16 protein-coding genes and 2 pseudogenes are annotated in these 26,140 nt (G+C 65.5%); 8 read left to right on the top strand and 10 right to left on the bottom strand.

Going from position 1 to position 26,140, the window contains the following annotated elements:
• Window positions 1-40 precede the first annotated feature (40 nt).
• From E4Q08_RS19265 to E4Q08_RS19255, 3 genes are read left to right on the top strand one after another with little or no spacing between them, the layout of a single operon-like run.
• Window positions 41-2,410, top strand: a complete 2,370-nt coding sequence (locus E4Q08_RS19265; protein WP_169071553.1) for a toll/interleukin-1 receptor domain-containing protein — start codon at window positions 41-43, stop codon at window positions 2,408-2,410.
• Window positions 2,400-3,395 carry an AAA family ATPase gene (locus E4Q08_RS19260; RefSeq protein WP_169071552.1) on the top strand — a complete coding sequence of 332 codons (996 nt, stop codon included), beginning with the start codon at window positions 2,400-2,402 and terminating at the stop codon, window positions 3,393-3,395. The genes E4Q08_RS19265 and E4Q08_RS19260 overlap by 11 nt, the downstream gene beginning before the upstream one ends.
• 3 nt (window positions 3,396-3,398) lie before the next feature.
• Complete coding sequence (locus E4Q08_RS19255; protein WP_169071551.1) at window positions 3,399-6,812, top strand: SUMF1/EgtB/PvdO family nonheme iron enzyme; 3,414 nt, start codon at window positions 3,399-3,401, stop codon at window positions 6,810-6,812.
• 317 nt (window positions 6,813-7,129) lie between these two features.
• Here E4Q08_RS19255 and E4Q08_RS19250 read toward each other — a convergent pair whose 3' ends face one another.
• The 8 genes from E4Q08_RS19250 to E4Q08_RS19215 all read right to left on the bottom strand — a co-directional run bounded on the left by E4Q08_RS19250 (window position 7,130) and on the right by E4Q08_RS19215 (window position 17,664).
• The gene (locus E4Q08_RS19250) at window positions 7,130-8,218 is read right to left on the bottom strand and encodes a formylglycine-generating enzyme family protein (protein WP_308240181.1); all 1,089 of its coding nucleotides are present in this window, start codon (window positions 8,216-8,218) and stop codon (window positions 7,130-7,132) included.
• A gap of 213 nt (window positions 8,219-8,431) precedes the next feature.
• A complete protein-coding gene (locus E4Q08_RS19245; protein ID WP_169071550.1) occupies window positions 8,432-10,540 on the bottom strand; it encodes a TIR domain-containing protein in 2,109 nt (702 codons plus the stop codon).
• 19 nt (window positions 10,541-10,559) lie between these two features.
• Window positions 10,560-11,528, bottom strand: coding sequence for a CBASS cGAMP-activated phospholipase (locus E4Q08_RS19240; RefSeq protein WP_169071549.1), 969 nt, complete (start codon window positions 11,526-11,528; stop codon window positions 10,560-10,562).
• 93 nt (window positions 11,529-11,621) lie between these two features.
• Window positions 11,622-13,766 carry a toll/interleukin-1 receptor domain-containing protein gene (locus tag E4Q08_RS19235; protein WP_169071548.1) on the bottom strand — a complete coding sequence of 715 codons (2,145 nt, stop codon included), beginning with the start codon at window positions 13,764-13,766 and terminating at the stop codon, window positions 11,622-11,624.
• A complete protein-coding gene (locus E4Q08_RS19230; RefSeq protein ID WP_169071547.1) occupies window positions 13,763-14,764 on the bottom strand; it encodes a hypothetical protein in 1,002 nt (333 codons plus the stop codon). The genes E4Q08_RS19235 and E4Q08_RS19230 overlap by 4 nt, the downstream gene beginning before the upstream one ends.
• Window positions 14,730-15,713 carry an AAA family ATPase gene (locus E4Q08_RS19225; protein WP_169071546.1) on the bottom strand — a complete coding sequence of 328 codons (984 nt, stop codon included), beginning with the start codon at window positions 15,711-15,713 and terminating at the stop codon, window positions 14,730-14,732. Before E4Q08_RS19225 ends, E4Q08_RS19230 begins: the two co-directional genes overlap by 35 nt.
• A complete protein-coding gene (locus tag E4Q08_RS19220; protein ID WP_169071545.1) occupies window positions 15,706-16,986 on the bottom strand; it encodes a toll/interleukin-1 receptor domain-containing protein in 1,281 nt (426 codons plus the stop codon). The genes E4Q08_RS19225 and E4Q08_RS19220 overlap by 8 nt, the downstream gene beginning before the upstream one ends.
• A 150-nt stretch (window positions 16,987-17,136) precedes the next feature.
• On the bottom strand, window positions 17,137-17,664 hold the full coding sequence (locus E4Q08_RS19215; RefSeq protein WP_034911296.1) for a GNAT family N-acetyltransferase: 528 nt from the start codon (window positions 17,662-17,664) through the stop codon (window positions 17,137-17,139).
• 587 nt (window positions 17,665-18,251) lie between these two features.
• On the opposite strand from E4Q08_RS19215, the gene E4Q08_RS19210 reads away from it, so the two are divergent.
• Window positions 18,252-20,645, top strand: coding sequence for a penicillin-binding protein 1A (locus tag E4Q08_RS19210; protein WP_169071544.1), 2,394 nt, complete (start codon window positions 18,252-18,254; stop codon window positions 20,643-20,645).
• A gap of 663 nt (window positions 20,646-21,308) precedes the next feature.
• Here the strand turns inward: E4Q08_RS19210 and E4Q08_RS19205 are convergent.
• Window positions 21,309-22,244 (bottom strand): LysR family transcriptional regulator, encoded by a 936-nt coding sequence (locus tag E4Q08_RS19205; RefSeq protein WP_169071543.1) that lies wholly within the window; start codon window positions 22,242-22,244, stop codon window positions 21,309-21,311.
• Window positions 22,245-22,387: 143 nt separating this feature from the next.
• Here E4Q08_RS19205 and E4Q08_RS19200 point away from each other — a divergent pair, with 143 nt between their 5' ends.
• Window positions 22,388-23,848 (top strand): MFS transporter, encoded by a 1,461-nt coding sequence (locus E4Q08_RS19200; RefSeq protein WP_372703804.1) that lies wholly within the window; start codon window positions 22,388-22,390, stop codon window positions 23,846-23,848.
• A gap of 193 nt (window positions 23,849-24,041) precedes the next feature.
• On the opposite strand, the pseudogene E4Q08_RS19195 reads toward E4Q08_RS19200, so the two are convergent.
• Window positions 24,042-24,834, bottom strand: a pseudogene (locus E4Q08_RS19195) (NAD(P)H-dependent flavin oxidoreductase); the annotation flags it as partial.
• A 129-nt stretch (window positions 24,835-24,963) separates the two neighbouring features.
• Here E4Q08_RS19195 and E4Q08_RS19190 point away from each other — a divergent pair.
• The 3 genes and pseudogenes from E4Q08_RS19190 to E4Q08_RS19180 all read left to right on the top strand — a co-directional run.
• Window positions 24,964-25,221 carry a type II toxin-antitoxin system Phd/YefM family antitoxin gene (locus tag E4Q08_RS19190; RefSeq protein WP_169071542.1) on the top strand — a complete coding sequence of 86 codons (258 nt, stop codon included), beginning with the start codon at window positions 24,964-24,966 and terminating at the stop codon, window positions 25,219-25,221.
• Window positions 25,222-25,225: 4 nt separating this feature from the next.
• Window positions 25,226-25,630: a type II toxin-antitoxin system VapC family toxin gene (locus E4Q08_RS19185; protein WP_169071564.1), complete on the top strand. Its 405-nt coding sequence runs from the start codon at window positions 25,226-25,228 to the stop codon at window positions 25,628-25,630.
• A gap of 171 nt (window positions 25,631-25,801) precedes the next feature.
• Window positions 25,802-26,140: pseudogene (locus E4Q08_RS19180) on the top strand (ISAzo13 family transposase); the annotation flags it as partial.

Below are 26,140 nucleotides of genomic sequence, written 5' to 3'. Positions count from 1 at the left end.
CGAAAAGGCATACCAGCGGTCGTTCGTGGAGAATCCGTCGATGGACAGCAAGATATTCATCAGTTACAGCAGCCAGGACAAGCCGTACTGCGACGAGCTGCTGCCAGCGCTGAAAGCGGTCGCCGGCATCCGCGAGCGAGTCTGGCGCGACCGCGAAGAAATCGACATTGGCGACCCGTTCCATCCGACGATACAGCAGGCGCTGGCGGATTCACGACTGGCGATCCTGCTCGTCAGCGCAAATGTCCTGACCTCCGATTACGTCATTCGCCACGAGCTGCCGTTCCTGCTGCGCCAGTACGAAGGCGGGGCCCTGAAGCTGGGAATCATTTACGTCAGCTCCGTCGCCAAGGCCGCTTTGTCGGTCGCGGTCGACGGCAGCATGCACCCGGTCGATCTGACCGCAATACACAACTTCAACAGCCCGCAGCAGCCGCTGGACCTGATCAGCGGCCCGCAGCCGCCGCTGGACCTGATCAGCGAGCGGGGTAAGCGCAACCTGCTGTATGCCCGCGTCGCCGACTGGGCCGCCCGCCACATGACCCCGCTGTCGCCGCCGGCTCGTCAGCCAAGCGCCGCGCGCCACGACCTGGCGATTTTCATCGAAGACCGGCGGGACCACTGGCAACACCAGTTTTTCCCGGGTCCGCAAGCCGGCGCGATCAAACCCCGCATCGACTGCCCTGCCCCCGCGCTGACCGTCGGCTACGGTCTCGACGGCGAGATGCTCTTCCAGTTGCTCTTCGGCAGCGAGCCGGCGACCTTCACCAACCTGTTCGCGCTGGCCTTCGGCAGCGACCGGCCGGTCGATCCGACCTACGCGCCGCTGCGCGTCCGGCTGCTCACCCGCGCCGGGCAACTGCAGCGGCTGCCCTGGAGCACGATCGCTTACCAGGGCCGTCGGCTCAGCCAGGCCGGCTGGACGGTTGAATTCCAGAACAGCGGCGAACCGGGTTTCCCCGAGTATCCCCGCCATCTCTGCTACTTTCCCGGCCGGGTGCTGCTCGCCGCTTCGGCGCAGAGCGGCCAGGCGGCGCATTTCGACGACTTGCGGCGCTTCTTTCAGCGCTACTGGCCGGACAACCCCGGGCCCGCACGGGCAGCGCCCGCCGCGGATTCGTTGCGCCACGAGCTGCAAGCCGGTTCGACGCGCCTGCTGTATTACTACGGGCCGGCCTCGCGCGACGGCTTGCTGCTGCAGGATCGCGCCGACGGCGAAATCCTGCCGTGGCCGGACCTGGCCAGCAGCCTGCGGCAGTCGCGCTCGGTCTCGCTGCTGTTTCTCAACCTGGTGGGTGACGGGGGCGAAGAAGTGTTGCCGCAGGGATCGCTCCTGGTCGAAAGCGTCAAGGGAGCGGTGCTCTTTCAGTGCAACCCGCGCAGTACCGCGCACGCCGCCGCCAGGGCCGGCCTCGCCTGGCTCGAAGCGGTCTTCGTGCGCAAGATCGACCCGGTGGTCGCCTTGCACCAGCACGCCAGCGGACAGATCAGCGCCTGGACGCGCTACTCGACCTGGCAGATCGACGCGCCGAAGCGGCTGCAGAACCCCGACCTGGTCAACCTGCTGCTCGATCGTACCCATCAGCGCCACGCCTTGTCGGGCGCGCGCGACGAGTTTTACTCGTATCCCCGGCGCAGGATCCATCACGTCGTCGCGCTCGGCAAACCTGGCTGCCGCACCAGCGAGTTCCCGGCAATGATCCGCCAGCACCTGGTCGGCAATGCGCGCGAGCGCGAAGTCTATTACTACCAGCCGCTCGAACTGCCCCCAGGCACCCGGCACGCGCAGGACGTCGACGAACTCGCGCGCCGTCGTTACCGCCGCACGCCGCACCAGCCGCTGCTCGACGCACTGCTCGACCCGGCCGCGCTCGCCGGGATGACGTTCTGCTTCCTGATCCTTGGCTGGCAGGCCAGCGCAGCACAAGGCGACGCGGCCGACGTTCTGAATGCCGTGGCCGACTGGTGCCGCACGCGCCTGGCAGCGGAACTCGGCGCCGACGGATGGCAGGCCAAGGTCCGCGTCGTCTCGATCGTCGCGCTGGAAAGCGAACACACCGACGAACTGGCCGGCACGGTCGAACGGCTGATCGAAGAATGCGACTCCGACGTGGGCTTTCACTTCGCCGAACTCGAAGCCCTGGCCGCCGTTCGCCGCCAGGACCTGCGCGCTTACTTCCGCAACGAGACGATCTGCGGCTGCGACGACCGCTACCGGGAGACCTTTCCCGATCTCCTGCTCGGCAGCCGCAAGGAGATGCCTTTCGACGAAGCGGTCAGCACCATCCGCCGCGGAGAACCCGACAATTGGGGTACCCTGTTCGAGGAACTGCGCGAACTCACCCGCAGCGGCGCCTGGCCACCGCCGCATTACGACCCGAGTTTCTGGAGACTGCGCGATGCCCGCTGACGATTTGCCGTTCCCGCCGTTCGAACTGATTGCCCAGCCGCCGGCGACCCCGGCGGCACACGACCCCGCGGGCAGGAAGAAACTGCTGGCACGCAGGCAAGCGCCGCGCTTCCTCGGCAGCCACCCGACGGCAGCCTTGCGTTACCGGCCCTCCGACGAATTGCTGCTGGCGCTGAACATGGCGCTGCATACCGGCAGCCCGCTGCTATTGACCGGCGAACCCGGCACCGGCAAGACGCAGGCAGCGGATTTCGTGAGTGCCTATTTCGGCATCCCGATCTTCAAGTTCCTGGTCAAATCGACCTCGACCGCGCAAGACCTGATGTACGAATTCGATGCCGTCGGCTATCTGCACTGGGCCCAGTCGGCTCGCCGCGAAGCCCATAAAGAACCGGGAATCGGCGAAGAAGCCGCCGGCGTACGGCAGGGTTTCCTGCACAAACGGGCACTCTGGCAGGCGTACGAGACGGACGGCGACGCGGTCGTCCTGATCGACGAAATCGACAAGGCCGCGCGCGACTTCCCGAACGATCTCTTGCACGAACTCGACCAGCACAGCTTCCCGCACCCCTTCGACCCCGAGCAATGGATCAAGCCGAAAAGCGGGCGGCGGCCCATCGTGATCGTCACCAGCAACGACGAACGCCGCCTGCCCGATGCCTTTCTGCGGCGCTGCATCTTCCACCGCATCGAACTGAACGAAAAGCTCGTCGAAGCCGCTGTCGAGAGCATGGCCGGCATCGACAGCAGCGGTTTCCCGAATCTCGACGCCGACACCCGCGCCGCCGCCCGCCGGCGTTTCTGGCAACTGCGCGAAGTGCAGGGGCTGGACAAGAAACCGTCGACCGCCGAACTGCTGACCTGGCTCTGCATCCTCAGCGCGCAGCGGATCGATGCGCAGACCCTGGATGGCTGCCCGCTCGCCAGTTTGCCCGCCCTCGGCGCGCTGATCAAGGACGCTGGCGACCTCGCCCGGCTGCGTTGAACGATGCCGCCCGACGCGAGCGACCGCCTCGCCGGACTCGGCGACTTCCTGGCGGCCTTGCGCCTGAACGGCGTGCCGGTGGGTCCGTGCGAGATCGAGCGCCTTCGCCACCTCTTCGCTTGTTCGCCCTGCCTCGACCGTGCCGGACTCCGGTCGCTGCTCGCCGCGCTGCTGGTCAAGACCCCAGCGCAGCGCCAGACTTTCGACGGCCTGTTCGCCGCCTGGTGCCCCGACCACGACGCCGACTGGCCGACCGATGAACCCGCGAACGCGCGATCGCCGGCAGCGACCGCGCCGGACGCGCGCCAGCGCGAGCGCGACCGATCACCCTTCGCGCCGCCTCGTTCCCCGCCGCCGCCGGACTTGTGGAAGCGTTTGCTGGCCATCGGCGCCGCGTTGCTGCTGCTCGTCGCCTTGGCCTGGTCGCTGTGGCCGCCAGACCCACCGGCGGATGTAAGAATCAGGGAGCTGTCTGTACGACCGGAACCGCCAGCGGGCCAGCCAAACCTGGACCCGGAACTGCCCGATCAACCGGTCGAACGATTCTGGACCTGGCGCATCGACGACTTGCCGCCAGCGGCGATCCGCGTACCGAACCGGCTCGGCCCGCTACCGCTGGCGCTGCTCGGCGTACTCGCGCTCGCCCTGGCGCTGGCTTTGCGCTGGCGCTACCGCCGGGAATTTCCGCTCATCACCGCCACGCCTCAGGCATACCGCGGCTTCGGCTGGCAACCGCTGCCGCCACCGCCGCGCGACGACGGCGCGCTGATCGACGCGCGCGCCCGCCGCCAGCTCGTCTGGAACATCGAACGCTTCGTCGCCGACGATCCGACGCGCCGCCTCGATCTGCCGAGGACCGTCGAGCAGAGCGCCCGCGCCGGCGGCTTCATGCGTTTCTGCTTCCAGCCCGCGGTCTACGAGCGCGCCATCTGGTTCTGGATCGACCGCCATCTCGCGTCGCCGACGGCCAAGGAAATCGCCGCGCAACTGGGCGCCACGCTGCGCGCCGCCGGCCTCGAATCCCGGCTGGGTTTCTTTACTGACGCGCCGCAGCGTATCGACTGGCCCGAGCAGCCCGACTATCGGCCGCTCGCCGAGGAAGGGCCGGGCCGCCAGGCGCTGGTGGCGATCTTCCCGGACGGTGCGAGCTTGCGCCGCCGGCTCGAACATCCACTGCATCGCGAAGAGACCCGGCGGCTGCTCGGCGCCTTGCAGCACTGGCCGCGACTGGCATTCGTCGACTGCTCGCCGGGCGGCGATCAACTCGCGGCGCTGTTCGCCGCGAATGACTTGCGGCTCGAAGTCGTCGCCTTGCCGCAACTGCCGGACTGGCTCGGCGCCGTCGACAAGCCCGCAGTCCCCGCCGCGACGGCCGAAGATGGTCCGCCGGCAGCGCTTCGTCAGTGGGCGGCGGTCGTCGCGCTCGGCGGCGGCGAGGCCGACGCGGCGACGGCGCAGACCTTGCGCGCCGCGCTCGCTCTGCCGGCCAGCGCCTGGGGAGTCGACGCGGTCCTCGCCGCGGCGGCCCAGCCCGAAGACCGCCGCCGGCGGATCAACTGGCTGTTGCGCAGCGAGCCGTGCGACGGGGAAACGCTGCGCGTACACAGTCTGGCGCGGCAGGCACTGACCTGGTGGCAGGCGCGCTACCTCGCGGCCGACGACGAAAAGCGGACGCAGGAGAACCCCCTGCTACCCTGGCGCGACTCGCTCGCCAGCCGGCGCTGGCAGGTCGAGCACGCGCTGCTGCAGTTGTACACCGACCCCGACGCCGCCGCCGACCGGCTGACCGAACTCGCCGACGAAGCATTACGGCCGGAAATCGAGCACCGTCTGCGCGAGTTCGCGGCCGCCGATCACCGCCCGGCCGATCGCGACGACGACGGCGCGCACATCTATCTGACCTGGTCCTTCGCCGATCTGAAGGTGACGAAACGCCATCGCCTGCGCCAACTCGGGTTTGCCGCGGATCTCTACCTGAGCACACCGCAGCCGCTGCCAGAAGCGCCGCGGCTGGTGCTGGCGAAGGCGCTGCTCGGCAGCCTGGCGCTGGCCGCCTGCGCGGTCGCCACGCATCGCCTGCTCGCCGAGCATCCGCCGTGCCTGCTGGTCAGCGACCCGATCCACGATCACCCGACGCTCGCGGCGCAGACGCTGCGCATCGCCGAAGCCAGCGGCACGAACGCCTACCAGCTCACGCTCGGCAGCGCGCGCGCCAGCGTCACGCTGCCGCAGATCCCGGCCGGCGCGGAAGTGGCGCTTGACTGGCGCTGGGCGGAAAGCGAAAACGCGGTACTTGTGGCCGGCGGCGGCGTTCTGTTGCGCGCCGGTTCGCTGGCGCAGCCGATCCGCGCCTGCGCCAACGGATGGCCGCTGCGCTCGCTGGCCGTCATCGCAACGCCGTACACCGACCCGTCCGCGCGGCAACTGGCGATCCGCTTGCTCGACAAAGGCAGCGCCGATCAGGTGCTCGTCGCCACCGACTGGGAAGAACTCCTCGACGAGTGGCGGGAACCCAGTCCCGAGCTGAACCGCAATACGCAGGTGCTGCTGATCCTGCCGCCCGGACGCGAGCACGCCGCCGCCGGGCGCCGGCTGGCCGATCATCCCGGCCCATGGGGAATCGTCAGCGCCGGCGATCTGGCTGCCCTCGCCCGTGCCGTCGATTTTCCCGGTGCGAAGCCGGTCGCGCAGGCTCCGTTGCCGTGGCGCGTTCTCGCGACGCGCGGTGAAGCGCGAGTTTACGGCGGGCCGGAAACCACGACGGAGAACGGCATCGAGTGGGTCTCGATCTGTCCCGGCAGCTTCACGATGGGTTCGCGTAAAGGCGATGCGATGACCGCCCAGGACGAGATCGTCGAACCGGCGCGCGTCGTCACCTTGTCGCGGTTCGAGATCGCCGCCAGCGAAACGACCAACTGGCAGTATGCGCAATCGTTCGCCGAACACCCGCAGCGCGACGAGCGACCGGTCGCAACCGTGACCTGGGAGCAGGCGCGCTCTTCTTGCCGGAGCGTCGGCGGAGATCTGCCGAGTGAAGCGCAGTGGGAGTACGCCGCGCGTGGCGGCAGCCGCGGCGCCTGGTCGTTCGGCGACGATGAGAGCCAGCTTGGCCGCCGTGCCTGGTTTGACGGGAACTCCAATGGCCAAATGAAGCCAGTCAAGCAGAAACTGCCGAACCCGCTGGGACTGTACGACATGCATGGCAATGTCTGGGAGTGGACCCGGGACAGGTATGGCGAATACCAGTCGGGAAGCTTTGTTGATCCAGAAGGAGCAGGCCGGGGGCGGGTTTTGCGCGGCGGCTCGTTCTACGACCCGCCCGCGTTCCTGCGCTCCGCGCCCCGGTTCGACGTCGACCCCGGGGACTGGGTCAGGGGCGTCGGGTTTCGGTGCGTGCGCGTCCCGCCCCAGCCTTGAGTCATCTTTCGCGAGTCAGTGGCGGCCAATGGCGCATGCGAACGGGACACGCACGCGCACCGATCTTCGCCGCCACGTGGGATTTCAGCGTCCGGTTGGTCAGGAAAGCTCGCGCCGCGCCCGAAGATCCGCTGGCTCGCTCAATGGGCAACCGCGCGATCCGCTTGCTCGATGCGATCACTCCCCACAACATCGCTCGATGCGCAGGCTGATGGCCGGCAGCTTCCAGCGCATCGCCAATCGGAGTCGGTTGTGGTGGGCCTGGCTCGACTGCCGGCGAGGCAAGCGGCGCAGCCCGAATGCTGAGGCGAACGGGTTCAAAAGGCTCTATGGGTTGATCGGTCGACATGCTGGTGTGGGACGCGCACGCACCGAAACCCGAGGCTCCCGGGGCCAACCCAGACCTCGATCTCGTCACCAAAACGCGGCGCGGAGCGATAGTACTCGGGCGGAAGGTAGCCCCGGGCCGCGGAACCGAAATCGTCACGCCAGAGGCCGTTCTGGAACGAGCCGCCGCGCAAAACCCGCCTCCCGGTCTTCGACCTCATAGGTCCCCGTGGATTGTTCTCGGGTCTCGATGCGTGGCTTCCATACCAATCCCAGCACCACTCCCAGACATTGCCGTGCATGTCGTACAAGCCCCACGCATTCGCCCGCCGGGTCGCCACGGGCTGCGCCGCGCCCTTTGCGTTGCCTTCGTACCACGCGTAGGCGTCAAGCTCCGCCGGATCGTCGCCGAAACAAAAGCGGCTCGTGCTGCCCGCGCGGCAGGCGTATTCCCACTCGGCTTCGGTCGGCAAGCGATAGCCATCGGCGCGCCAGTTGCAGCGCCAGCCGCCGAAAAGTCCGCGCGAATAGCACGGCCGATAGCCGGCGCGCACCGACAGCCGATTGCAGAATTCGACGGCATCCAGCCAGGAAACGACGGTTGCCGGCAGTCGCGCCACACGCGGTTCATCGCCGGTCGACGGCTGCCCCATGAGCTCGCAATAGAGTTCGGCGGTGACCGGCGTGATTGCCATCCGGAAAGGCGCCAGCGTCACCTGGTGCTGCGGCTTCTCGTCGTCGCGGGCCAGGTCGTCCGAAGCCGGCGAACCCATCCGGAAATCGCCGCCCGGCAGGTCCACCATCAGCAGATCTCCGTCGCACACCCGGCGCGGGCGCGGCGGAGCAACGTCCGGCCGGCGCTCGTCGAAGACCGGAGCCGCCGTGTAACCGAGCCAGCCAATGCCGGCGAAGAGCGCCAGCCAGAAGATCACCCAGCCGGGCGCTTCGCCGAAGAAGAACCCTGCCCCGCCGGCGCCGCCACCGAGCGCGACGCCGATCGCAACGACGGCCGGCCACTGCAGGTGATCGAGCCGCGCGAGCGACCTCGCGGCGAAGGATGTCGGTCGATCAGGGTTCACGAGGCGGATCGGTGGGTCAATGGCAGTGCTTTCAGGGCGTCTGGCGAGTAGCCGGTGCCGCGCTGCCCAGAGTGACCAGCGAGCCGGTCGCCTGGCGTGCGAGACGACGACCGGCGAATAGTAGGACGGCTTCTCGAGGCAGGCAAGCGGGAAACAGCGACCACGAGCAACCCGGAGCGGGGCGCGGTTTCCGAGCGCGCTCAACCCCTCAGGTCAAAGTCGCGCGAGCCCCGTAAGCACTAGCCAGGCAATTCGCTGCGGATCCGTGGAAGCCATCAGTTCCCGGTTTTCCACCTCGTCGAGTCCGTTGTTCAGCGCAGACGCCAGGCCGGCTGTGCCACATGCGCCGATGTCCTTGCCCATCTGTGCCAGGGAGCGGAATTCGCCGCCGCCCTGTGCGTAGAACCCCCGTGCTGCATCGAAATCAGGGATGTGCTGCCGCGACCACATATCCGCGAACTCAAGCCGCTCGATGCCGAGCAGCGCATCGCTCACGGCCCGCGCTGCACCGCCGAAGCCGCCGGCCACGTACAACGGTTTCTGCTGCGTCAGCGACAAGCAGGCTTCTTCCACCACGCCGGGCACCAGACCGGCGAATCCCGCCAGTCTGCCGCCGGTCAGCAGCCGTGCCTGCGAGAGCGCCATGATGCGCGATCGCATCGCGGTCAGGCCACGCGCCCATGCATAGCGGCGCTGCGGCGTATCCGAAGCGAGCACGCGAGCACCCGCCGACGGTGGAAACACCTCGTCGTCACCCCAAGGCAGATCGGGTCGTGGACCTTCCTCGTAGTTTGCGACCTTCCCGGCGAACAACTTCCATTCGGCGTCGCCATAGTCCAAGCGCAGCGGCCACGGAGCGACATTGAGTACGGCACCCTCCAGGGGCGACGCCTCGGCCCCCTGGGCAAGTTTCGAATAGGCGCGCACCAGTTCGAACAGGCGCACCGTAAAGTTGGGCGCGCCGGAGAAGCTGCCCTTGAGCGCGCCGCCGTAGGCGATCTTCAGCCCCGCCAGCAGCAGGTACAGATGGATCTCGTCGGTCAGCGTGGCGAAATGCTCGGTCGACAGGCCGTACTTGCGCGCGTCATCGCTGTCGGATATGGAGACCGCAATGGTGTCGATAGACGCAGGCCGCTGCCAGCGCGCGACCTTGCTCAGCGGCGTCAGGAAGCGGGCCTTGGGGCGAAGCTGCTGCAACACCTGCAGCTCCTCCCGGCCCAGCGGCGGATCCGGGTAGAGGAAGGTTTTGTCGTGGTCCAGGTCGGCGCATGCGATCGCCAAGGTCAGGGCCTCGGGCGCGGCCGGCAGCACCCACTCGTCCGGCGCGGCGGTGCTGTCCAGCACTGCCCGGTTGTGCTTGAAGCGCAGCGCTTCCAGCACGGCCCGGTCGATCACCCGCTGGGCATCGACCCGCGCATCCTTACGGAATTGCCAGCGCACCGTCGGCACATTGCCAGCATAGGGAAAGCTGCGCGGCTCGCCCGACTGAAGCGCTTCGACCATCAACACGTGCGCCCCGAAGCGCTTGGCCTCCAGCACCTCGCGCCGGCACCACGGACGCGAGCTATAGTGATCGGTCTGGAAAGCGAGCATGATCGAGCTATCGCGGATGCCGGCGGAGATGGCGTCGGCGAAATCCTGGCCGGTGGCGATCTGCTGCGCGTCGAACCACTGCTCGACCGGCAGTTCGTTCAACAAGTTGCGGACCTGGCGTACCGGGTCGTCGTGGTGTTGTTTGTCCAGGTCGGCCTTGGCGTGGCTGAGAAAGATCCGCACCGGGGCCTGCATGCGATCCGGCGCGATCGCCGGAACCTTGCCGTGCCCCAGCAACTGAATCGACCGCGCCGCGATGTGGAACGACACCTCCGCCAGGCGACGCTCCTTGGCGTCGCTCGCGCTGACGCCAGGCGCCAGCGTCGCGGGCAGAATGTGGATCGCGTCGCCGAGGCGGAATCCTTCCTGATCCAATGCCACCGGCAGGACATGGTGCGGGCTCGAATCGAGCGGCGCCCGTGCGATCGCGCCTTTCACGAACTTGATCCAGGCATCGCCCGTCCCGTTCGGTAGCGTGCGTAGCATGCGCTCGTCCCCCAGCACGACGACGATGGTATGTTGGGCTGCCGCAAGCCGGATGTCGCCGGTGCTGCTCAAGGTCGGCGGGAGATCGTCGCCCCGGTCGGGTGTGAAAAACACCGGAATGCGCAAACCGCCGCTCGCCGGCGGCTCGACGAAGCGGTGCATCAGTGCCGTGGCCATTTCGTTGGCCGCCACCGACTTTGGGTGAGCCAATAGATGAAGAATGAGCGGGGGACGTGTATCCATGCTTCGGACTCCTGTGTATTCAGCCGGCCGGCTGATGAAACGGTTTAAAGGGTGTGGCGGCCACGCCGTTCAGGAAGCGTGCCTTGACGGCCTCGAGGTTCTTCTTCTTGACGGCCTCAGCTCGTCCGAGGTTGATCAGGCGCTGGATCTTCTCGGGGCGCGCGTCATCGAGGGAGAATTCGCCCTCCCGGGCCGTGACGTCGATGCGGTGCAGGCGCCCGTTGAGCAGCAGCTTCGCCTGGGCGAGATCAGCTTCCATCTGGCCTTCGAACATCAGTTCGACCAGACCGGCATTCCACTGCGCGATGCCGGATTGGACGTGCGCAGCGATGTTGAAGGGGGTGGTTGTCGTGCCGACGCTGAGCACATCGATATCGTCCAGCGGAATGCCGAGGAAGGCCACCGCCTCGGTCACCGCCACCATGACCGGGCTGTTCGCCCACACGCCGCCATCCACGTAACTGGCATCGGCATGGGTGGGAAAGGGCGCCGCGGCGAAGTAGGTCGGCGCTGCCGAGGTCGCCAGCGCGACATCGACCGCCGGCGCATCGATGTCGTAGCGGAAGCGTTCGTGATGCGCCGTCTTGATCACGAAGATGCGCCCGCCGATGGCGTCGTAGGCGGGAATCGCCAGGCGGCATTTCGACTCGCCAAACTTGCGCTCGCCAAAAACTTCCACCAAGGCATCCCGCAGCACTGCCTGCGAGTGCTTGGGGCCGAAAAGCTGTCGCAACCGCCCCCCGGTTCGCTGCACCAGGCTGGTCCCGGGAAAGATCGTCGAGCCTTTCCCGGCGTAGAAGTCGCAGACCTTCCTCGCCGGCAGCCCGAGTCCGAGTCCGATGGCGATGATGCCGCCGGTGGACGTGCCGGCGATCAGATCGAAGTGATCGGCTGCCGCGCAGCCCGTATCTTCTTCGAGCGTGGCGAGTACCGATGCGGCGAACGCGCCCTTGATGCCGCCGCCGTCAAGACTCAGGATTCGAAACATGGCCTATCTCCCGCGCGTAAAACCGGCTGCGAGTGCGTCCGGCATTGACTGACAAGCCGCTTCCATCCACGGGGAAATCTTCCCATAATTTTGTCAGTATGTTGTCAGTACCGCGATGGAGTCCCTGAGTTCCATCAGAAACCGCTCGAAGGCAGCTTCGGCTTCCTTCTGCCGCGGCCAACCCCGTAGGTCGGCGACTTGGTACCGCGTAAACATCGGCGGGAGGCTCGCGAAAGGCGGGGGGCTCGGGAAATCGTCCAGCACGGCCGGGAAATACTTGTTCCGCTCGATGGCCCAAGCGGCCTCCGCCTTAACATGATCGCTTTCGCGCGCCGCGCTGGTCCACAGGACCACGACACAACGGGCCTCCTCGACCTTCTGATGCCAGTTATCCCCTGCTCGCACACTGGCGACGTCGAGGAAGACGCGCAAGCCCGCTCCGGTGAGCCGCTTGGCCAGCTCACGGGCGACCGACTGGTCGGCGCGGGCGTGGCTCAGGTAGATGTCGGTCGCGGCGGTCTTCTTCGCCTCGGCCAGGGGCTCCCGCTCGGGTTCGGAGGGCGTTTGGGCCGGGTCTCTGCCACGGTCGCTGCTCAGGCCGCGCAGCCCACGTTCCGCGTAAGCGCGGGCGGCTTCGTGCTCGCCGGCGCGGACGAGAGCCCGTTCGACTTCGCCGCCGATCTCGACGGTATCGACGATGCCACCACGTGGACGGCGCCGCCGCAGGCTGGCTTCGATCTGCTGTGCCAGGGCGCTCGCCCGTTCCTGCCGGCCTGGGGTGGCCGGCAAGACTTCGGCAACGTCGGCGGCCAGGCGCGCCGGCCTGAATTCCTCGAGCGTGTGGTCCGACCGCAGGACTTGCAGCACCACCGGACGTTCGGACGACAAGGCGGACAGCACGGCTTGCGCTTCGTCCCTGCCCCAATCAGCCGACCTTTCGGAGAAATCGAGTCGTGCCGCCGGGGCTCCGCCGGCGCCGATGCCCTCGGGAAGCGGCGTCCTGTCGAGTCCGATGAGCAAACGGTAAGCCGCGCCGGACGCTGCCGGCGAGAAGACGTTGCGTACCCGCTCGGGATCGTTCTCCATTGCGCTGGCGGCATGCCGGGACCACAGCACCACCAGTTGCTCGTCGGGGTCTGCCGCGGCAGCGGAGTCAGGCATTTTCCGCATCGACGCCGCGAGTGGCTCGACGCGAACGGAAACGCCCTGCCGTTTCAGCAAGTCGGCGAGGCGAAACGCGTGTTTCTCGTCTCCCGACGCGCACACGAAAACCACACTCCTTGACGGTGAATGATCGGCACGGATCGCTTCGCTGCCCTCGCGGCTCGCCACCCGGAAGCGTCGACCGTCAAGGGTCTGCAGGATCAGGGCGTGGCAAGACCGACCAACCGGGATGCGGCAGCCGACGAACAGCGACACCCAGCCCGGCGAGCCTTGCGCGCGATTTTCGCACTCGATATGCACCGGTGCCGGTGCCGGCGTGAACAGGTCCAGACGCGGCAGGCCGGGCTCCGGTTCCAGACATTCGAGAATCAGGCGCTCGTCGCTGCGACCCAGGCGAAGGCCGAGCGTCAGGCCAGCGCTCGCCGGCAGGAGCGTGGCGAGCCAGCCGGGCATCGGCTCCCGCGGCGTGCCGTGGCCGCGCAGGACGATGCCGGTGTCGCCGAGGGCGGCACCGGCGAACTGCGCCAGCCAGCCGCTTTCGCGATGGGCCTCGGTCACGGCCTGCAAGGGCGGCAGTGCGCCCTTGATCCAGCGGGCCAGATCGGCGCGGCTGCGCTCCTCGCTGCTGGTAGCGATCCGGCGGAGCAACTCGCGCAGGAGTTCGCCGACCCGCGCCTGGTCGTCGTCCCTGACCGCCCAGCGCAGGGATTGCTCGATCCGGTCCAGCGGGTCCCAGTCGCGGGTCTGCTCGGCGATGAAGTCACAGATTCTCGCCAGCCGTTCGCGGCCATGCGGGCCGCCCTGGACCGCGAGTTGATCGACCAGCCGTCGCGCCAGGCCGGGCCGCAGGTTCACCGAACGTGTGCTACGGGTCTCGATCACGCGACTGAACCACAGCCGATTCTCCAGGCTGGCGTCGCTACGGGGCAGATAGCGCTGGCGGGCGTTGCGCAGCAGGCGTGGCTCGATCCGCAGCGCCGGTGCCAGGATCAGGCACAGGCGGCCGAAGGGCGATCCGAGATCGATCTGGTCGAACAGCCGGTGGTCATAAGGCTGCGGCTGCACCCAGCTCATGGCGCGACCAGATGTCCGGCGCCAACCAGGGCACGCACGTTCTCCGCGCGCGTGCGCGGGTCCCAATGGATGGCGATGAAGTGACGCTCGACCCACACCGGCCAGGCGGCGGGCGGGAAAGGAACGATGGCGATCAGCGGGCAGCCGCGCCGCTTGAGCGCGGTGGCGAAACGCCGCCAGGCCTGTGGCGGGAGCCGAGGGGCGGACCCCGAGGATTCGCCGAGGCCGAAATCGCTGACGACGACCACCGGCCGGCCTGGCTGTGGGCGCCAGGCCGTTGGCTGGTCAGCCAAGGAGTACGCGCATGCGGCGGCCGGGTCGTCGACGAATTCGCATACCTCGCAGCGCGACTGGCCGACGACCGCGGCGAAGGAACGTACCAGATCGCCCTGGTCGGCGTAGAACGGGGTCATCGGCGCGTTGCGGTCGAGTAGCAGCTGCACGCCGCGCGACTGACTGGGAACCGGCAGCCTGGGTACCTCGCGAAACGGCCGGTTGGCAATGATGTGCTCCACCAGCCGGTCGATGTCGGGCCACCGGCCGGGGCGGAGCGTGGCGACCGCGGCACTCAGGAGGCCGGGTGCCGTGTGTTGGGGAAACAGCGCGGCCCGGGGCGCGCCACGCTCTCTCGGGATAACCGCGGCGGGCTGTGCGAACCATTCAGGGCGAAGGATTTCGCTGGACACCGCCGCCGGCAATGGCTCCATGACGGTGTCCAGACGCTCCGCCGGCGGACCGGGCGGTGCTGCAGGCAAGGGCGGTAGCTGCCGCTGCGGTTTCGGTTCCTGGGGCCTGGGCGGCGGACGCCGGTGCTTGAGGCGTGCGTCCGCCGCAGTTTGCAGCGTGCCGACCGATCCGAACGACAGTCCGCCGAGCCCGAGGCAACGGCCCACGACGCGCAGTTGTGCCTCGGAGACGATCTCCAGCCTGGCGAGGGCGGTGGCGAGATCGCCCAGCCCGATTTCACCACGCCGTGCCGACATCCTGTTCCCGCTCATCCTCGAAGCTCCTTTTGGCCAGCGTGGCCTTGGCGATCTGCTGCCATACCCGATCCTGCGGGTCGGGCTGGATGCCGAGTTGCGCACAGGCCCGGATGGCGTCGAGGAACTCGCTGGTGCTCGGCGGGCGCAGATCCATCGATTTGGCGCTACGGCGATGCTCCAGAAGCCGCTCCGCGACGCCCCGGTGCAGGTCTTCGTTCCCCTTCGGGAAATGCTGGGCCGCAATGGCGAGCAGCCGGTCCTTGTCGGGGTCCTTGATCGACAGGCAGACGCAGCGGCGCAGGAAGGCCGGCGGCAGCTCGCGCTCGCCGTTGGTGGTGATGAGCACCAGATACTTCAGTCTGCCACCTGCCTTCACCTCGGGCCCCTGGGGCACCTGGAATCGTCGGCGATCGAGCGGCTCCAGCAGGTCGTTCGGCAAATCGGGCTCGGCCTTGTCGATCTCGTCCAGCAAAACCACTACATTGCCTTGCGTCCGCCCGCTTTCCGGATGTCGCGGGGCTTCGAAGTGCTGTGCATGGTTTCGCCGCTCGCTTTCGCTGGCGCCCAGCGTGCCCGCCCCTGCCGGATCGAAGGTCCACCAGAGCACACCGGGCTGCAGATAGGTCCAGCGGGGCGGCAGGCTCTGCCCGGGCGTCGCGGCCTGCGCGTCGTTGAGCCGGCGCAGGTGATCGAGATCGCCGGTCAGATCCTCCAGCCGGCTGCGCGAGGTAAACGTGTATTGCAGATAACGCCATCTCTTGAGCGACGCCAGTGCCGGCGCGAGCATGCTCTTGCCGCTGCCTGGCGGGCCCGATACCAGCAGCGGCCGGCCCGTGGCGAACGCCACGTCGGCGGCGATCGTGATCTCCTCGTTGAAGACATAAGGCGGGAAGTCGGCGCCCCCCGGCCAGACGTTGCTTGCCGGAAGACGGAAATGCTTTGGCTGATAGATCTCGTCACCCATTTCTGACACTTCCGTAGAGTTGATGGTCGATGAAGTCCCTGGCGTCGTCGAACAGGTCCAATTGGGACTGCTCGGTGCCAATGTCGAGGGCGGGTTCCAGCAAGCTCACATCATCGGGCAACCACGCCGGCACGACCGGACCTGCATCGATGAGAAAGATCACCCGCTTGAAGGTGTCGCGCAGCCGATCGAGCAGGCGATGAGGCGAATGTCCCTCGATACATAGCGTCGGCAACAGGACGACGATCGGCGTTGTCGGCTTGTTGACCCGATCGGTTCTGGCCTCCGGGGTGAGGACGCGGCCGCGCGCGAAATGGTCCTCGATGTCACGGCGGATGGCCTCGTAGGTACGGCTGCCCGGAGCCACCGGGACGACTTCCCGGCGGCGCGTCAGGGGCCAGGCTCGCTCGACATAACGCGACGCTGTGTAGCCGCCGAGGTGCTGGCCGTTGAGTGCTGCGAAGCGCCGCTCGACCGCTGTTGCCGGCAGCGTACGCGCGGCCTCCGTCGACACCCATCGCGCCTGCAGGTGCTGGAGAAGTTCGTCGGCGTATCGCTTGTCGAGCTTCTCGGCGTAGACCGCGAACTTGTCCAGCACTTCCTGCAGGCGCTCGATGCCTGTATTCGGCTCTTCGAGCAGATATCGCGCGAGGCCGAGTGCTGCTTGCCTGCCTGCGTCTGGCGGCCAGGCGGGAAGCTTCACCCCGATCCGTCCGGCCACCTCCGCCAGGTCGTCTGCGCCCGCCGCCCGATGCAGCAGGTGCGCGATCGAACCCTCGTTTGGCTCGAAGGTGGGCTCGGATGGGTCGATCGGTTCGCACCCGACCAGCGCACTCTGCGAGGCGATTGCAGCGAGGATCGCCTGAGCCAGAGTCTCGGTATCGTCTACCTCCCGGATGCACTGGTTGACGGTGATGTTGAGAATTCCGGTCAGTTCCGCTTCGAGATCCTTCGGCTCCAGTCCATCCAGAAGCACGGGGATGAGGAAGAAGTTGCTCTGGAGTTCCTTGCGCCAGGCGAGATTGTTGGCTTCCTTCTTGACCCAGTCCGAGTCATACAGGGCGGCCTTGGAGAACAGGATCACCGCTGCGTGACACTGGGCCATCCAGCGGCTTATCGTGTTGTACCAGTCAGCGCCGCCGACGATCATGCCGCCCTGATCGAAGACGACCTCGCAACCAGTTCCGGCCTGCCCCAACCTGGCGCAGAGGGCATGGAGCAGCTTGATGTTATCGGGAGTCTTGGAACTGTGACTGACAAAAAGCTTGCGCACCCGTATCTCCCTTCCTCCTCGGGCCGCCGCGTCGCGGCGGTTTCCCATTTTTTCCGAGGAGAGACGACATGATGACATACTGGTATCAGAAATCAATGAATGCCCTGCCCCGCCAGACCGGCCCATGCCGCTCGCGCAGGCCGCCCGTAGTCAGAGCTGTCGCTCGGCCGTGACCGTGCCCGGATCCTCCGCATCGCTGTGCACCGAGAAGCCGAGCCGCCGGACGAAGCCCAGCATCCGATGGTTGGTCGCCAGCACCGTACCTTGCATGTTCCGGAAGCCGCGCTCGCGGGCGGCATCCATCAGCGCCGTCATCAGTATCCGCGCGACGCCCGAACCTTGCCAGGCATCGTCGACCGCGATCGCGAACTCGCAGCGGTCGTGTTTCGGCAGGCCGACATAGCGCGCGACGCCGATTTCGATTTCCCGGTCGCCTTCGACGGCAACGGCAATCAGCGCCAGATGGCGGTCGTAGTCGATGTCGGTGAAGTACTTCAGCTTGCTTGCCGACAGCTCGTGCAACTGCGACATGAAACGGGAATACCGCGACTCTTCCGAAAGGTGCCGCACGAAATCCTGCTCGATCTCGGCGTCCTCGGGGCGGATGGGACGGATGGTCACCGCCCTGCCGTCGGACAGTTCACGCGTGCGAACCAGGCCCTGCGGATAGTCGGCCATCAGGGTCGGACCTGGAAAATGTCTCGATAACGGGCGACGATCCCCGGATGTCGTAGGGGCCAACTGTTGTGGTCTTCTTGCCCATGGCTTTGCCCGTGCCCGGTGCGGACCATGCGGGCACGATTTCCTGACCGCCTTCTCCTGCAAGGGGCGCGGCGGGTACCCCGCGTACCCCGCGTACCCCGCGTACAATTCCCGGCGCATGCTCGGACCGCTGCCATCTGGTCAAGCAGCAGGATCGCGGCAAGTGCCCGGAAGCAGGCGGCAAAAGACGGGGAGCGGAAGTTGAGCGGCATCGGCACGAGTATAGGTGGCCTTTCCGGGGAAGGTCAAACGCCGACCGCCTGCCGGTCGCTAGCCCGTGCGCACCGGCTGCCGAAGGAGACCGGCCGTTCACGACCCTCGCCCGCCGCGTGCTCATGGCAGAGCGCCGGCGCCAGCCTGGCGAACGCCAGCGACGTCGTGAAAAAATACCCGAAGCGGAGAACATACCGATACACTGTCCTGTGGAAGTTGCGTCTCCCACCCGAAAAACCTTGGCAAGAACGCTTGCGCACCAGCCCGTTCGGGCCCGAAATGAACCTTTCATGGCATCAATACGCTCCTTGCTCGGCGAACTGAAACAGTCGGCGATCCGGATTGCCCCGTGCCCTTCCGCCCGCTTGGCCGGCACACTCGACTCCCTCCGCCACCCCACCCGGCGCGGGGTGATCCGGACACTCGTGGCAGTGCCGGCGCTGTTTCTGCTCTATGTGCTGATCCTGATCCCTTTCACGCCAAGCATCAGCAGCATCCGCAAGGCGTCATCGGAACAACCGGCGCAGATCCTCTCGGCGGATGGCAGGAAACTCGCCGAGTTCAAGCAATCCAACCGGGAATGGGTCGCACTCCCGGAGATTTCGCCACAGGTCATCGACGCCCTGATCGCCACCGAGGATCACCGCTTTTATGCGCATTTCGGTCTCGACTGGCGACGTACCGCCGCCGCCGCGCTCAACAGCTTGAGGGGCGATCGCCAGGGGGGTTCGACCCTGACGCAGCAGCTAGCCCGCAACCTGTATCCGGAGGCGATCGGCCGGGCGCCGACGCTGACGCGCAAGATCAAGGAAGCCATCACGGCATTGAAGATCGAGGCCATCCACAGCAAGGACGAAATCCTCGAGACCTACCTCAACACCGTGCCTTTCCTCTACAACGCCTACGGCATCGAGATGGCGGCGCGCACCTATTTCGATACCTCGGCCGACCAGCTCGACGTGCTGCAAAGCGCGACGCTGGTCGGCATGCTCAAGGGCAACAGTTACTACAACCCGGTGCTCAATCCCGAGAGAGCCCTGCAGCGGCGCAACACGGTGCTGAAACAGATGGTCAAGCGCGAGAAACTGACCGCGAAACAGTTCGACTCGCTCAGCAAGAAACCCTTGCGTATCGACTTCGAGCGACAGACGGAGCCCCCTGGGCCGGCACCGCATTTCGCCAGGCAACTGCGCAAGTGGCTGATTGCCTGGGCCGACCGCAACGACTACAGCATCTACGGCGATGGGCTGGTGGTACGCACGACCATCGATTCCCGACTCCAGGCAGCGGCCAACCAGGCCGTGACGCGCCAGGGCAACAGCTTGCAGAACCTCGCCAACGCGGCCTGGGGAAAGCGCTCGGCGTGGAGCAACGACTCCAGCCTGGTCCAGGCCTTCATCCGCGAATCGCCGGAGTACGCCGCCGCCATCGCCAAGGGCCGGACGTCTGCCCAGGCCATGCAGGAACTGCAGGCCGACAAGGACTTCATGCGCGCGCTGCGCCAGCAAAAGACGCAGATACAGATCGGTTTCCTGGCCATCGATCCGCGCAACGGCCACGTCAAGGCCTGGGTCGGCAGCCGCGACTTCGAGCAGGAGGCCTTCGACCATGTGCAGCAGGCGCGCCGCCAGCCCGGATCGACCTTCAAGCCCTTTGTTTACGGCGAAGCGTACCGCCAGGGCGCCAGCCCGAACGACCGATTGATCGACCAGGCGGTGGAAATCGACGTCGGCGGTACCGAGGTCTGGCGGCCCACCGATGGCGCGCCACCAAGCGGCGAGGCGATGAGCCTGGGCGACGGGCTCGCCTACTCGAAGAACACCATCACCGCGCAACTGATCCAGCAAGTCGGCCCCGCCAAGGTGGCGAGCCTCGCCCGCCAAATGGGCGTGCGCCAGAGCAAGCTCGAGGCCGTGCCATCGCTGGCCCTGGGCACCAGCCCCGTCACCCTCAAGGAAATGGTTGCCGCCTACGGGACGATCGCGAACGGTGGCGGCTACCTCGAGCCGCTGCTGGTCAGCCGCATCGAAGACCGCGACGGCCGGGTCATCGAAGAATTCAGCCCGCAGGATCCCGACATTGCGCTCGAACGCGACGTTGCCTACACGCTGCTCGACAACCTGCGCGGCGCAATCAACCGCGGCACCGGCAGAGACATCCGCAGCCGCTATGGCATCCGCGCCGACGTGGCCGGCAAGACCGGCACGACGCAGGACAACGCGGACGGCTGGTTCATCCTGATGCACCGGCAGTTGGTCGCCGGGGCGTGGGTCGGTTTCAACGACGGCCGCGTCACGCTGCGCAGCGACTACTGGGGTCAGGGGGCGCACAGCGCCCTGCCGGTGGTCGGTGAGTTTTTCCGGAACGCCTTGCGCGCTCGCCTCATCGATCCGCATGCGCGCTTCGTGGCGCCGGAAGATACCGGCCTCTGGGCGCGCATCAAGGGCTGGTTCCGAAGCCTCCTGTCGCAAGAACCGGTCGCCGAACCCAAGCCGCAACGGATCGTAAAGCCCGCTCGAAAACAGGAACCTCCCCAGGAACCGGCAGCGCCTGCGCCGGTCGTATCGCCCACTGAACCTTCGGGCGATCCGCTGCAGGAGAAGATCGATCAGATCATGAAAGAGAGCGACGAAGGCGAACGGCTGCCAACGGATCCATCACCAGCGGCGACGGCGGTGGAGTAGTCCCGGTGAAGCGGGGCGCGCAATGCTTGCCTTTCCATCGGAGCGGCCTTCCTGGAACCCGGCTGGCCCTTGTCAGAGTGTCGCAGGTTTGCCGGTGGTATGCGAGTGAGACGAGACGGCGACTGCGCCCTCGACGTTGAGATCCGGCAGATTGGAGGCGACCGGGGCGATTTCATTGGCACGGAACGCTTCATCGCCGAATCGTCGCGTGTTTGGCGAATGGCCGGCTGTCGCCTCTGGCGCTTGCAGTTCGCCTCGTTGACGCCAACGACCAGGAGCGACCTTCAACCCACCGTGGCGACGGTCGGCTTCTCGGCCGTTGCCGCCGCTGGCACCTCGTCAGACATCAGGCTGGAGTTGTCAGGAAAGCGGCCGCACAATGTGCAGCCACCGCCTGAGCCAGGATTTCACTGGCAAACCGCTTGCAACTGCAAGCTGTGCGGCAGCGGTAATTCGCCAATGGATGGGAAGAGCAACGGCAGCTCTTGGGATCCATTACGTGTGCGTGCTGTCGGCCAGGAACGGACCTTCACGGAAATTCCCATAAGCGGTCGTTTGCCTCCTGCCTTGTTGACCGATGTGCGCCAGGAACAAACATTCACTGGCGACTAGGGTCATTTTGACGAGAGGCCGAGAAAGGTAGTTAAATCTCGTAACGTCCTTTCACTCGGCGGCGGATTCTCTGCATATCGACGAATCCGTGAGTTTTTCCGCGCATACATTCCGAACGCACCCGCGCAGCCAACGATGCGCTTGATCTGAATCCATCCGCGGGTGCCAGTGCAATGAAATTGTAAACTCCGGCGTGGAGACCGGAATCGGAAAACTATGCATTCCGGCGCGAAGGTTTCCAGTATGTCGTTCAGGAACGCTGGCAACCAGATCGGAGGCCCTAGCCAGAGCGAGCGCGGTCGAAAAGCCACCGACGAGGACCACGGCGATTTTTCTTTCCAACCCGAATGGCTTGAGAGCCTCGTCAATTGGGTCCTTGTCCGGTCCCTGTCGCGAGACGCAGATGTGCCTGCCGACCGCATAACGGGTAGTCGTGATTTCGCCTTGGCACAGCGAATGGCCGATTCGCACAACACCGATGAGACGGTCTATGAATAGTGCTTGTACACGCAATTCCGGGGCCGTCTTTTCCTCAACAACTCCTGTTTCCAGATCGACAATTCCTTCGCGAAGTGACGTGCTATCTTTGTTTGGCTTCTGTACGAAGCACAGCCGCACGCCGGGCGCTTCCTCGGCGACGCGAGCAATAAGGACTGGCCCGAAGTTCTCCACAAAGCCTTCGCTGGTCCGCAGTGTAAATGTTCGGACTAGCTGTTTGAGGTTGAGCTTTTCTGCCGGGCGTAGAACCTCTTCAGCATCCTGCACAAGCTGACTGACACGTTCGCGCAGTTCGAGCGCCCTTGGCGTCGAGACGAGACCGCGTCCAGCTCTCACCAGCAGCGGATCACCCGTCGTTTCACGCAACCGCGCCAGCGCCCGGCTCATAGCTGACGGGCTAAGCCGTAACCGTCGGGCGGCGCGTGCAACACTACCTTCCGCGAGCAACACATCAAGAGTAACCAGCAGGTTGAAATCTGGTTTCGACATGCATCGACCATAGCACAGCCTGGTTATGATGTGGCGTCAAACGCACGAATAAAGTGCAAACAATGCGCCTTCCGCTATGTCCGACATAGGAATAGAGTCAGTTTCTGACCGCTCCATTTTGGAGTCGTCGGGAAAAGGAGTTCATGATGAATCCGACCATTGCGGAACAAGATGAGGTAGTAGTTGGAAGTGTGGAACAGGCACCGTCGATTCGCTGGGTGCTCGCCAGCCTTTCGTTATCGATGTTGTTGTCCTCGCTTGGCACCAGCGTCGCCAATGTGGCCTTGCCAACGCTAGCACAAGCGTTCGCTGCCTCTTTCCAGGAAGTCCAGTGGATCGTCCTCGCCTATCTTCTCGCCATCACCACCCTGATCGTCAGTGTCGGACGGCTCGGTGACATCACCGGTCGCCGGAGGCTGCTACTCGCCGGAATCTTCCTGTTCACCGTGGCCTCGGTCCTGTGCGGCGTTGCTCCCACGCTCTGGCTGCTGATAACGGCCCGGGCAGTGCAGGGCCTCGGCGCGGCCATCATGATGGCACTCACCATTGCGTTTGTCGGCGAGACGGTTCCAAAGGCAAAGACCGGTAGCGCCATGGGGCTGCTCGGAACGATGTCTGCGATTGGTACCGCGCTCGGTCCGTCGCTTGGTGGTGTTCTGATCGCCGGATTCGGTTGGCGGGCAATCTTTTTCGTCAAGGTACCGCTGGGTATCCTGGCTTTTCTTCTCGCGCGTCGCTACCTGCCCGTTGATCGCCAAGGGCCGAAGACCAACCGGGTCGGCTTCGATCATGTGGGCACGTTGCTTCTTGCCCTGGCGCTTTTGGCTTATGCGCTCGCCATGACAATTGGGCACGGTAGTTTCGGTTTTCTCAACCTGGCTCTGTTGTTGGCCGCTGCATTCGGAGTCGGCCTCTTCATGCGTGCCGAGACGAGAGTAGCATCACCTTTGATTCAATTGCAGATGTTCGGCAATTCAATGCTGAGTACGAATCTCGCCATGAGCGCGCTCGTATCGACGGTGATTATGGCGACGCTGGTGGTCGGCCCGTTCTATCTATCTCGTGCGCTCGGTCTCGATGCGACCCTTGTCGGACTCGTCATGTCGGTCGGTCCGCTTGCCGCCGCATTGAGCGGAGTTCCTTCTGGCCGCAGTGTGGATAGCTTTGGCTCTGATCGCATGACCATCGTCGGGCTCATCGGTGTAGCGACAGGCTCCTTCATTCTATCCATAGTGCCGGCGTGGCTCGGCATATCTGGCTACATCGCCCCCCTCGTCATTATCACCGCCAGCTATGCGCTGTTCCAGACCGCTAACAACACCACCGTCATGGCTGGTATCCGGCAAGACCAGCGCGGCGTCATTTCTGGCTTGCTCAGCCTATCGCGCAATATTGGACTCATCACCGGGGCATCCGTTATGGGTGCAGTGTTTGTGTTCGCATCCGCGACGACCGACATCACAACGGCGCGTCCCGAGGCTGTTGCCGCAGGTATGAGGATCACGTTCGCCGTCGCGGCCATTCTGGTCGTCGTCGCGCTCGCCATCGGGGTTGGAAGCCGTGCTCTCGCAAAACGCCAATCGCTCGCGAGAGACACGACATGATGCAAGCCACCGCAGTTCCAACGCAAGCAAGAAGCCTTCGGTGAGAAGCCAATGCATGTCGGCCCGTGCTCGGGCGAATGACGACCATCAAACAGAATGAGTTGTGACAAATCACGTATCGCCGCGCTGTTCCTAGTCAGCCTGTGTCTGCGGTGCGCAGCGCCGCTGGCACAGGTCCGTGTTGATTGGCGGGTTAGCGTGCATCTTCGAGTGCGCCCGCCAGTTCTATCGTAAGAAGATCTGCGGAAACCTCTTTGCATCCGCTCGCATTTTGCCCGGCCCACAAGGGCGAGAACTCACCGCTGCCCAGGCTTTCAGCCTTCACGCGCAAGGAAGCGATGGCTGCAGTCGCTAGAGGAAAAGCCGGGGCGGCGGGGCTCATGGGCCCAATTTCGCGCATCAGGCGGTTCACAATGCCGCGAGCGGGCCGTCCGGTGAACAGGTTGGTGAGCGCCGTGACGCGAGCCGCGTCGCTTTTCAGGGCCGCGCGATGCACCGCGCTCGTGGTGGCTTCGGCGCACAACATATAGGCTGTCCCGATCTGCACCCCGGCAGCGCCGAGCGCCATGGCTGCCGCGACACCCTTGGCGTCCGCGATGCCGCCGGCTGCGATGACCGGGATCTTCACCGCCCGAACGATCTGCGGCACCAATGCGAACGTGCCGACCTGCGTGTTGAGATCCTCCGACAGAAAGTTACCGCGATGCCCGCCCGCTTCGAGCCCTTGCGCAATGACGGCATCAACTCCACGCGCCTCCAGCCAGAGCGCTTCGTCGACAGTTGTTGCAGAAGAAAGAATTTTCGCACCCCACCTGCGTACCCGCTCCAGCAGTTCGGGTGCAGGCAGGCCGAAATGAAAACTCACGACGGCGGGCTTGAATTCCTCCAGCACGTCGGCGGCTGCGGTGGGTGCTGAAGGGCACGCGCCCCGGCCCCGCGGGAATGGCGCTCGCGTCGATTCCGAACTCGCGGAAGTAAGGAGAAAGGGGTCGGGGGAGAGGGAAACGGCCGTGACTTTCATGATCGGGGGGCCTGGAAAAGTCATGGCCGTTAGGCGGCGCCGTGCGTCGGATGATGCTAGACTAGTCAGCATACTAGTCATTGTGGAGCGAGCAATGCAAATATGGCCTATCCAGGACGCCAAGGCACGGTTCAGTGAGTTCCTCGAAACTTGCCTAGCCGAAGGACCACAGATGGTGACGAAGCGAGGAGCAGCGGCCGCTGTACTGGTGCCCATAGACGAATGGCGGCGACTCCAGGCTGCAGCGCGGCCTTCACTCAAGCAACTCCTGCTTTCTGATCAGGGACGAACCGAGCTTGTTGTTCCTGCGCGCGGTGCAGCTCGCAGGCGCACGCCGGCGGCAGCAAGGTGAACTGATGTACCTGCTTGACACCAACATTGTCTCAGAACTGCGCAAACCGAAGCCTCACGGAGCCGTGCTGGCATGGTTTGAAGGACTCGAAGATACGCAGCTTCATCTTTCTGCGGTGACCATAGGCGAGATTCAGTCTGGCATCGAGATCACGCGTGAGCAGGATGAGGCGAAGGCATCAGAGATCGAAGCTTGGCTTGAGATGGTGGCCGGCTCATACAACGTTCTCTCGATGGACGCGGCGACCTTCCGCGCGTGGGCTCAGTTGATGCACAGGCGGTCGGACACCGTGTACGAGGACGCCATGATTGCGGCGACGGCCAAAGTCCACGGCCTCACGGTTGTGACCAGAAACGTGGCTGACTTCAAGCCGTTCGGAGTGCCGCTGCTGAACCCGTTCGAGACTTGAGCCAGCGGGTCGCCGCGGACGTGGATTGCGCCGCAACGAATAGCGTTTATCTGCCGCGCCGAGCCGGTCGAGTTCAACTGCAGACGTATCCGCGGCAGATAAACCTCGTTGGACTAAGTATCTGTCCAGAAATAACTTGTACAACTTATACGAGTAGGCGACGATCTCGTCATGAGTAATGACGAGCTAGTTGAAACGATCCGTAAGAAGTTCGAGCGCGTGTCCACGGTTTTGGATGAGCGGGGGCGTCGTGTGTGGGCGTTGGCGGAAGCCGAGGCGCTCGGTTACGGCGGACAAAGCATCGTCGCTAAAGCCACGGGGCTATCGCGAATGACGCTGTATTCGGAAAAATGCGGTCATGCCCAGGACGACCCGGCGGGTTCTCGTAGACACGTCCGAAAAGCAGGGGGTGGACGCAAGAAGCTGATCGAGCACGAGCCGACATTGCTCTCGGCGCTGGAAAGATTGGTGGAACCGACCACCCGGGGAGACCCTGAGAATCCTTTACGG

Source organism: Candidatus Accumulibacter contiguus (genome assembly GCF_012940005.1).
GTDB lineage: Bacteria > Pseudomonadota > Gammaproteobacteria > Burkholderiales > Rhodocyclaceae > Accumulibacter > Accumulibacter contiguus.
Note: the sequence above shows the minus strand (reverse complement) of the source record. Positions and strands in the feature narration are given on the sequence as shown.

Bases quoted from the DNA above. Each gene is read 5' to 3' on its own strand.
- E4Q08_RS19265 (WP_169071553.1), top strand. From the start codon at position 41: ATGGACAGCAAGATATTCATCAGTTACAGCAGCCAGGACAAGCCGTAC.
- E4Q08_RS19260 (WP_169071552.1), top strand. From the start codon at position 2,400: ATGCCCGCTGACGATTTGCCGTTCCCGCCGTTCGAACTGATTGCCCAG.
- E4Q08_RS19255 (WP_169071551.1), top strand. From the start codon at position 3,399: ATGCCGCCCGACGCGAGCGACCGCCTCGCCGGACTCGGCGACTTCCTG.
- E4Q08_RS19245 (WP_169071550.1), bottom strand. From the start codon at position 10,540: ATGGATACACGTCCCCCGCTCATTCTTCATCTATTGGCTCACCCAAAG.
- E4Q08_RS19240 (WP_169071549.1), bottom strand. From the start codon at position 11,528: ATGTTTCGAATCCTGAGTCTTGACGGCGGCGGCATCAAGGGCGCGTTC.
- E4Q08_RS19235 (WP_169071548.1), bottom strand. From the start codon at position 13,766: ATGAGCTGGGTGCAGCCGCAGCCTTATGACCACCGGCTGTTCGACCAG.
- E4Q08_RS19230 (WP_169071547.1), bottom strand. From the start codon at position 14,764: ATGAGCGGGAACAGGATGTCGGCACGGCGTGGTGAAATCGGGCTGGGC.
- E4Q08_RS19225 (WP_169071546.1), bottom strand. From the start codon at position 15,713: ATGGGTGACGAGATCTATCAGCCAAAGCATTTCCGTCTTCCGGCAAGC.
- E4Q08_RS19215 (WP_034911296.1), bottom strand. From the start codon at position 17,664: ATGGCCGACTATCCGCAGGGCCTGGTTCGCACGCGTGAACTGTCCGAC.
- E4Q08_RS19210 (WP_169071544.1), top strand. From the start codon at position 18,252: ATGGCATCAATACGCTCCTTGCTCGGCGAACTGAAACAGTCGGCGATC.
- E4Q08_RS19205 (WP_169071543.1), bottom strand. From the start codon at position 22,244: ATGTCGAAACCAGATTTCAACCTGCTGGTTACTCTTGATGTGTTGCTC.
- E4Q08_RS19200 (WP_372703804.1), top strand. From the start codon at position 22,388: ATGATGAATCCGACCATTGCGGAACAAGATGAGGTAGTAGTTGGAAGT.
- E4Q08_RS19190 (WP_169071542.1), top strand. From the start codon at position 24,964: ATGCAAATATGGCCTATCCAGGACGCCAAGGCACGGTTCAGTGAGTTC.
- E4Q08_RS19185 (WP_169071564.1), top strand. From the start codon at position 25,226: ATGTACCTGCTTGACACCAACATTGTCTCAGAACTGCGCAAACCGAAG.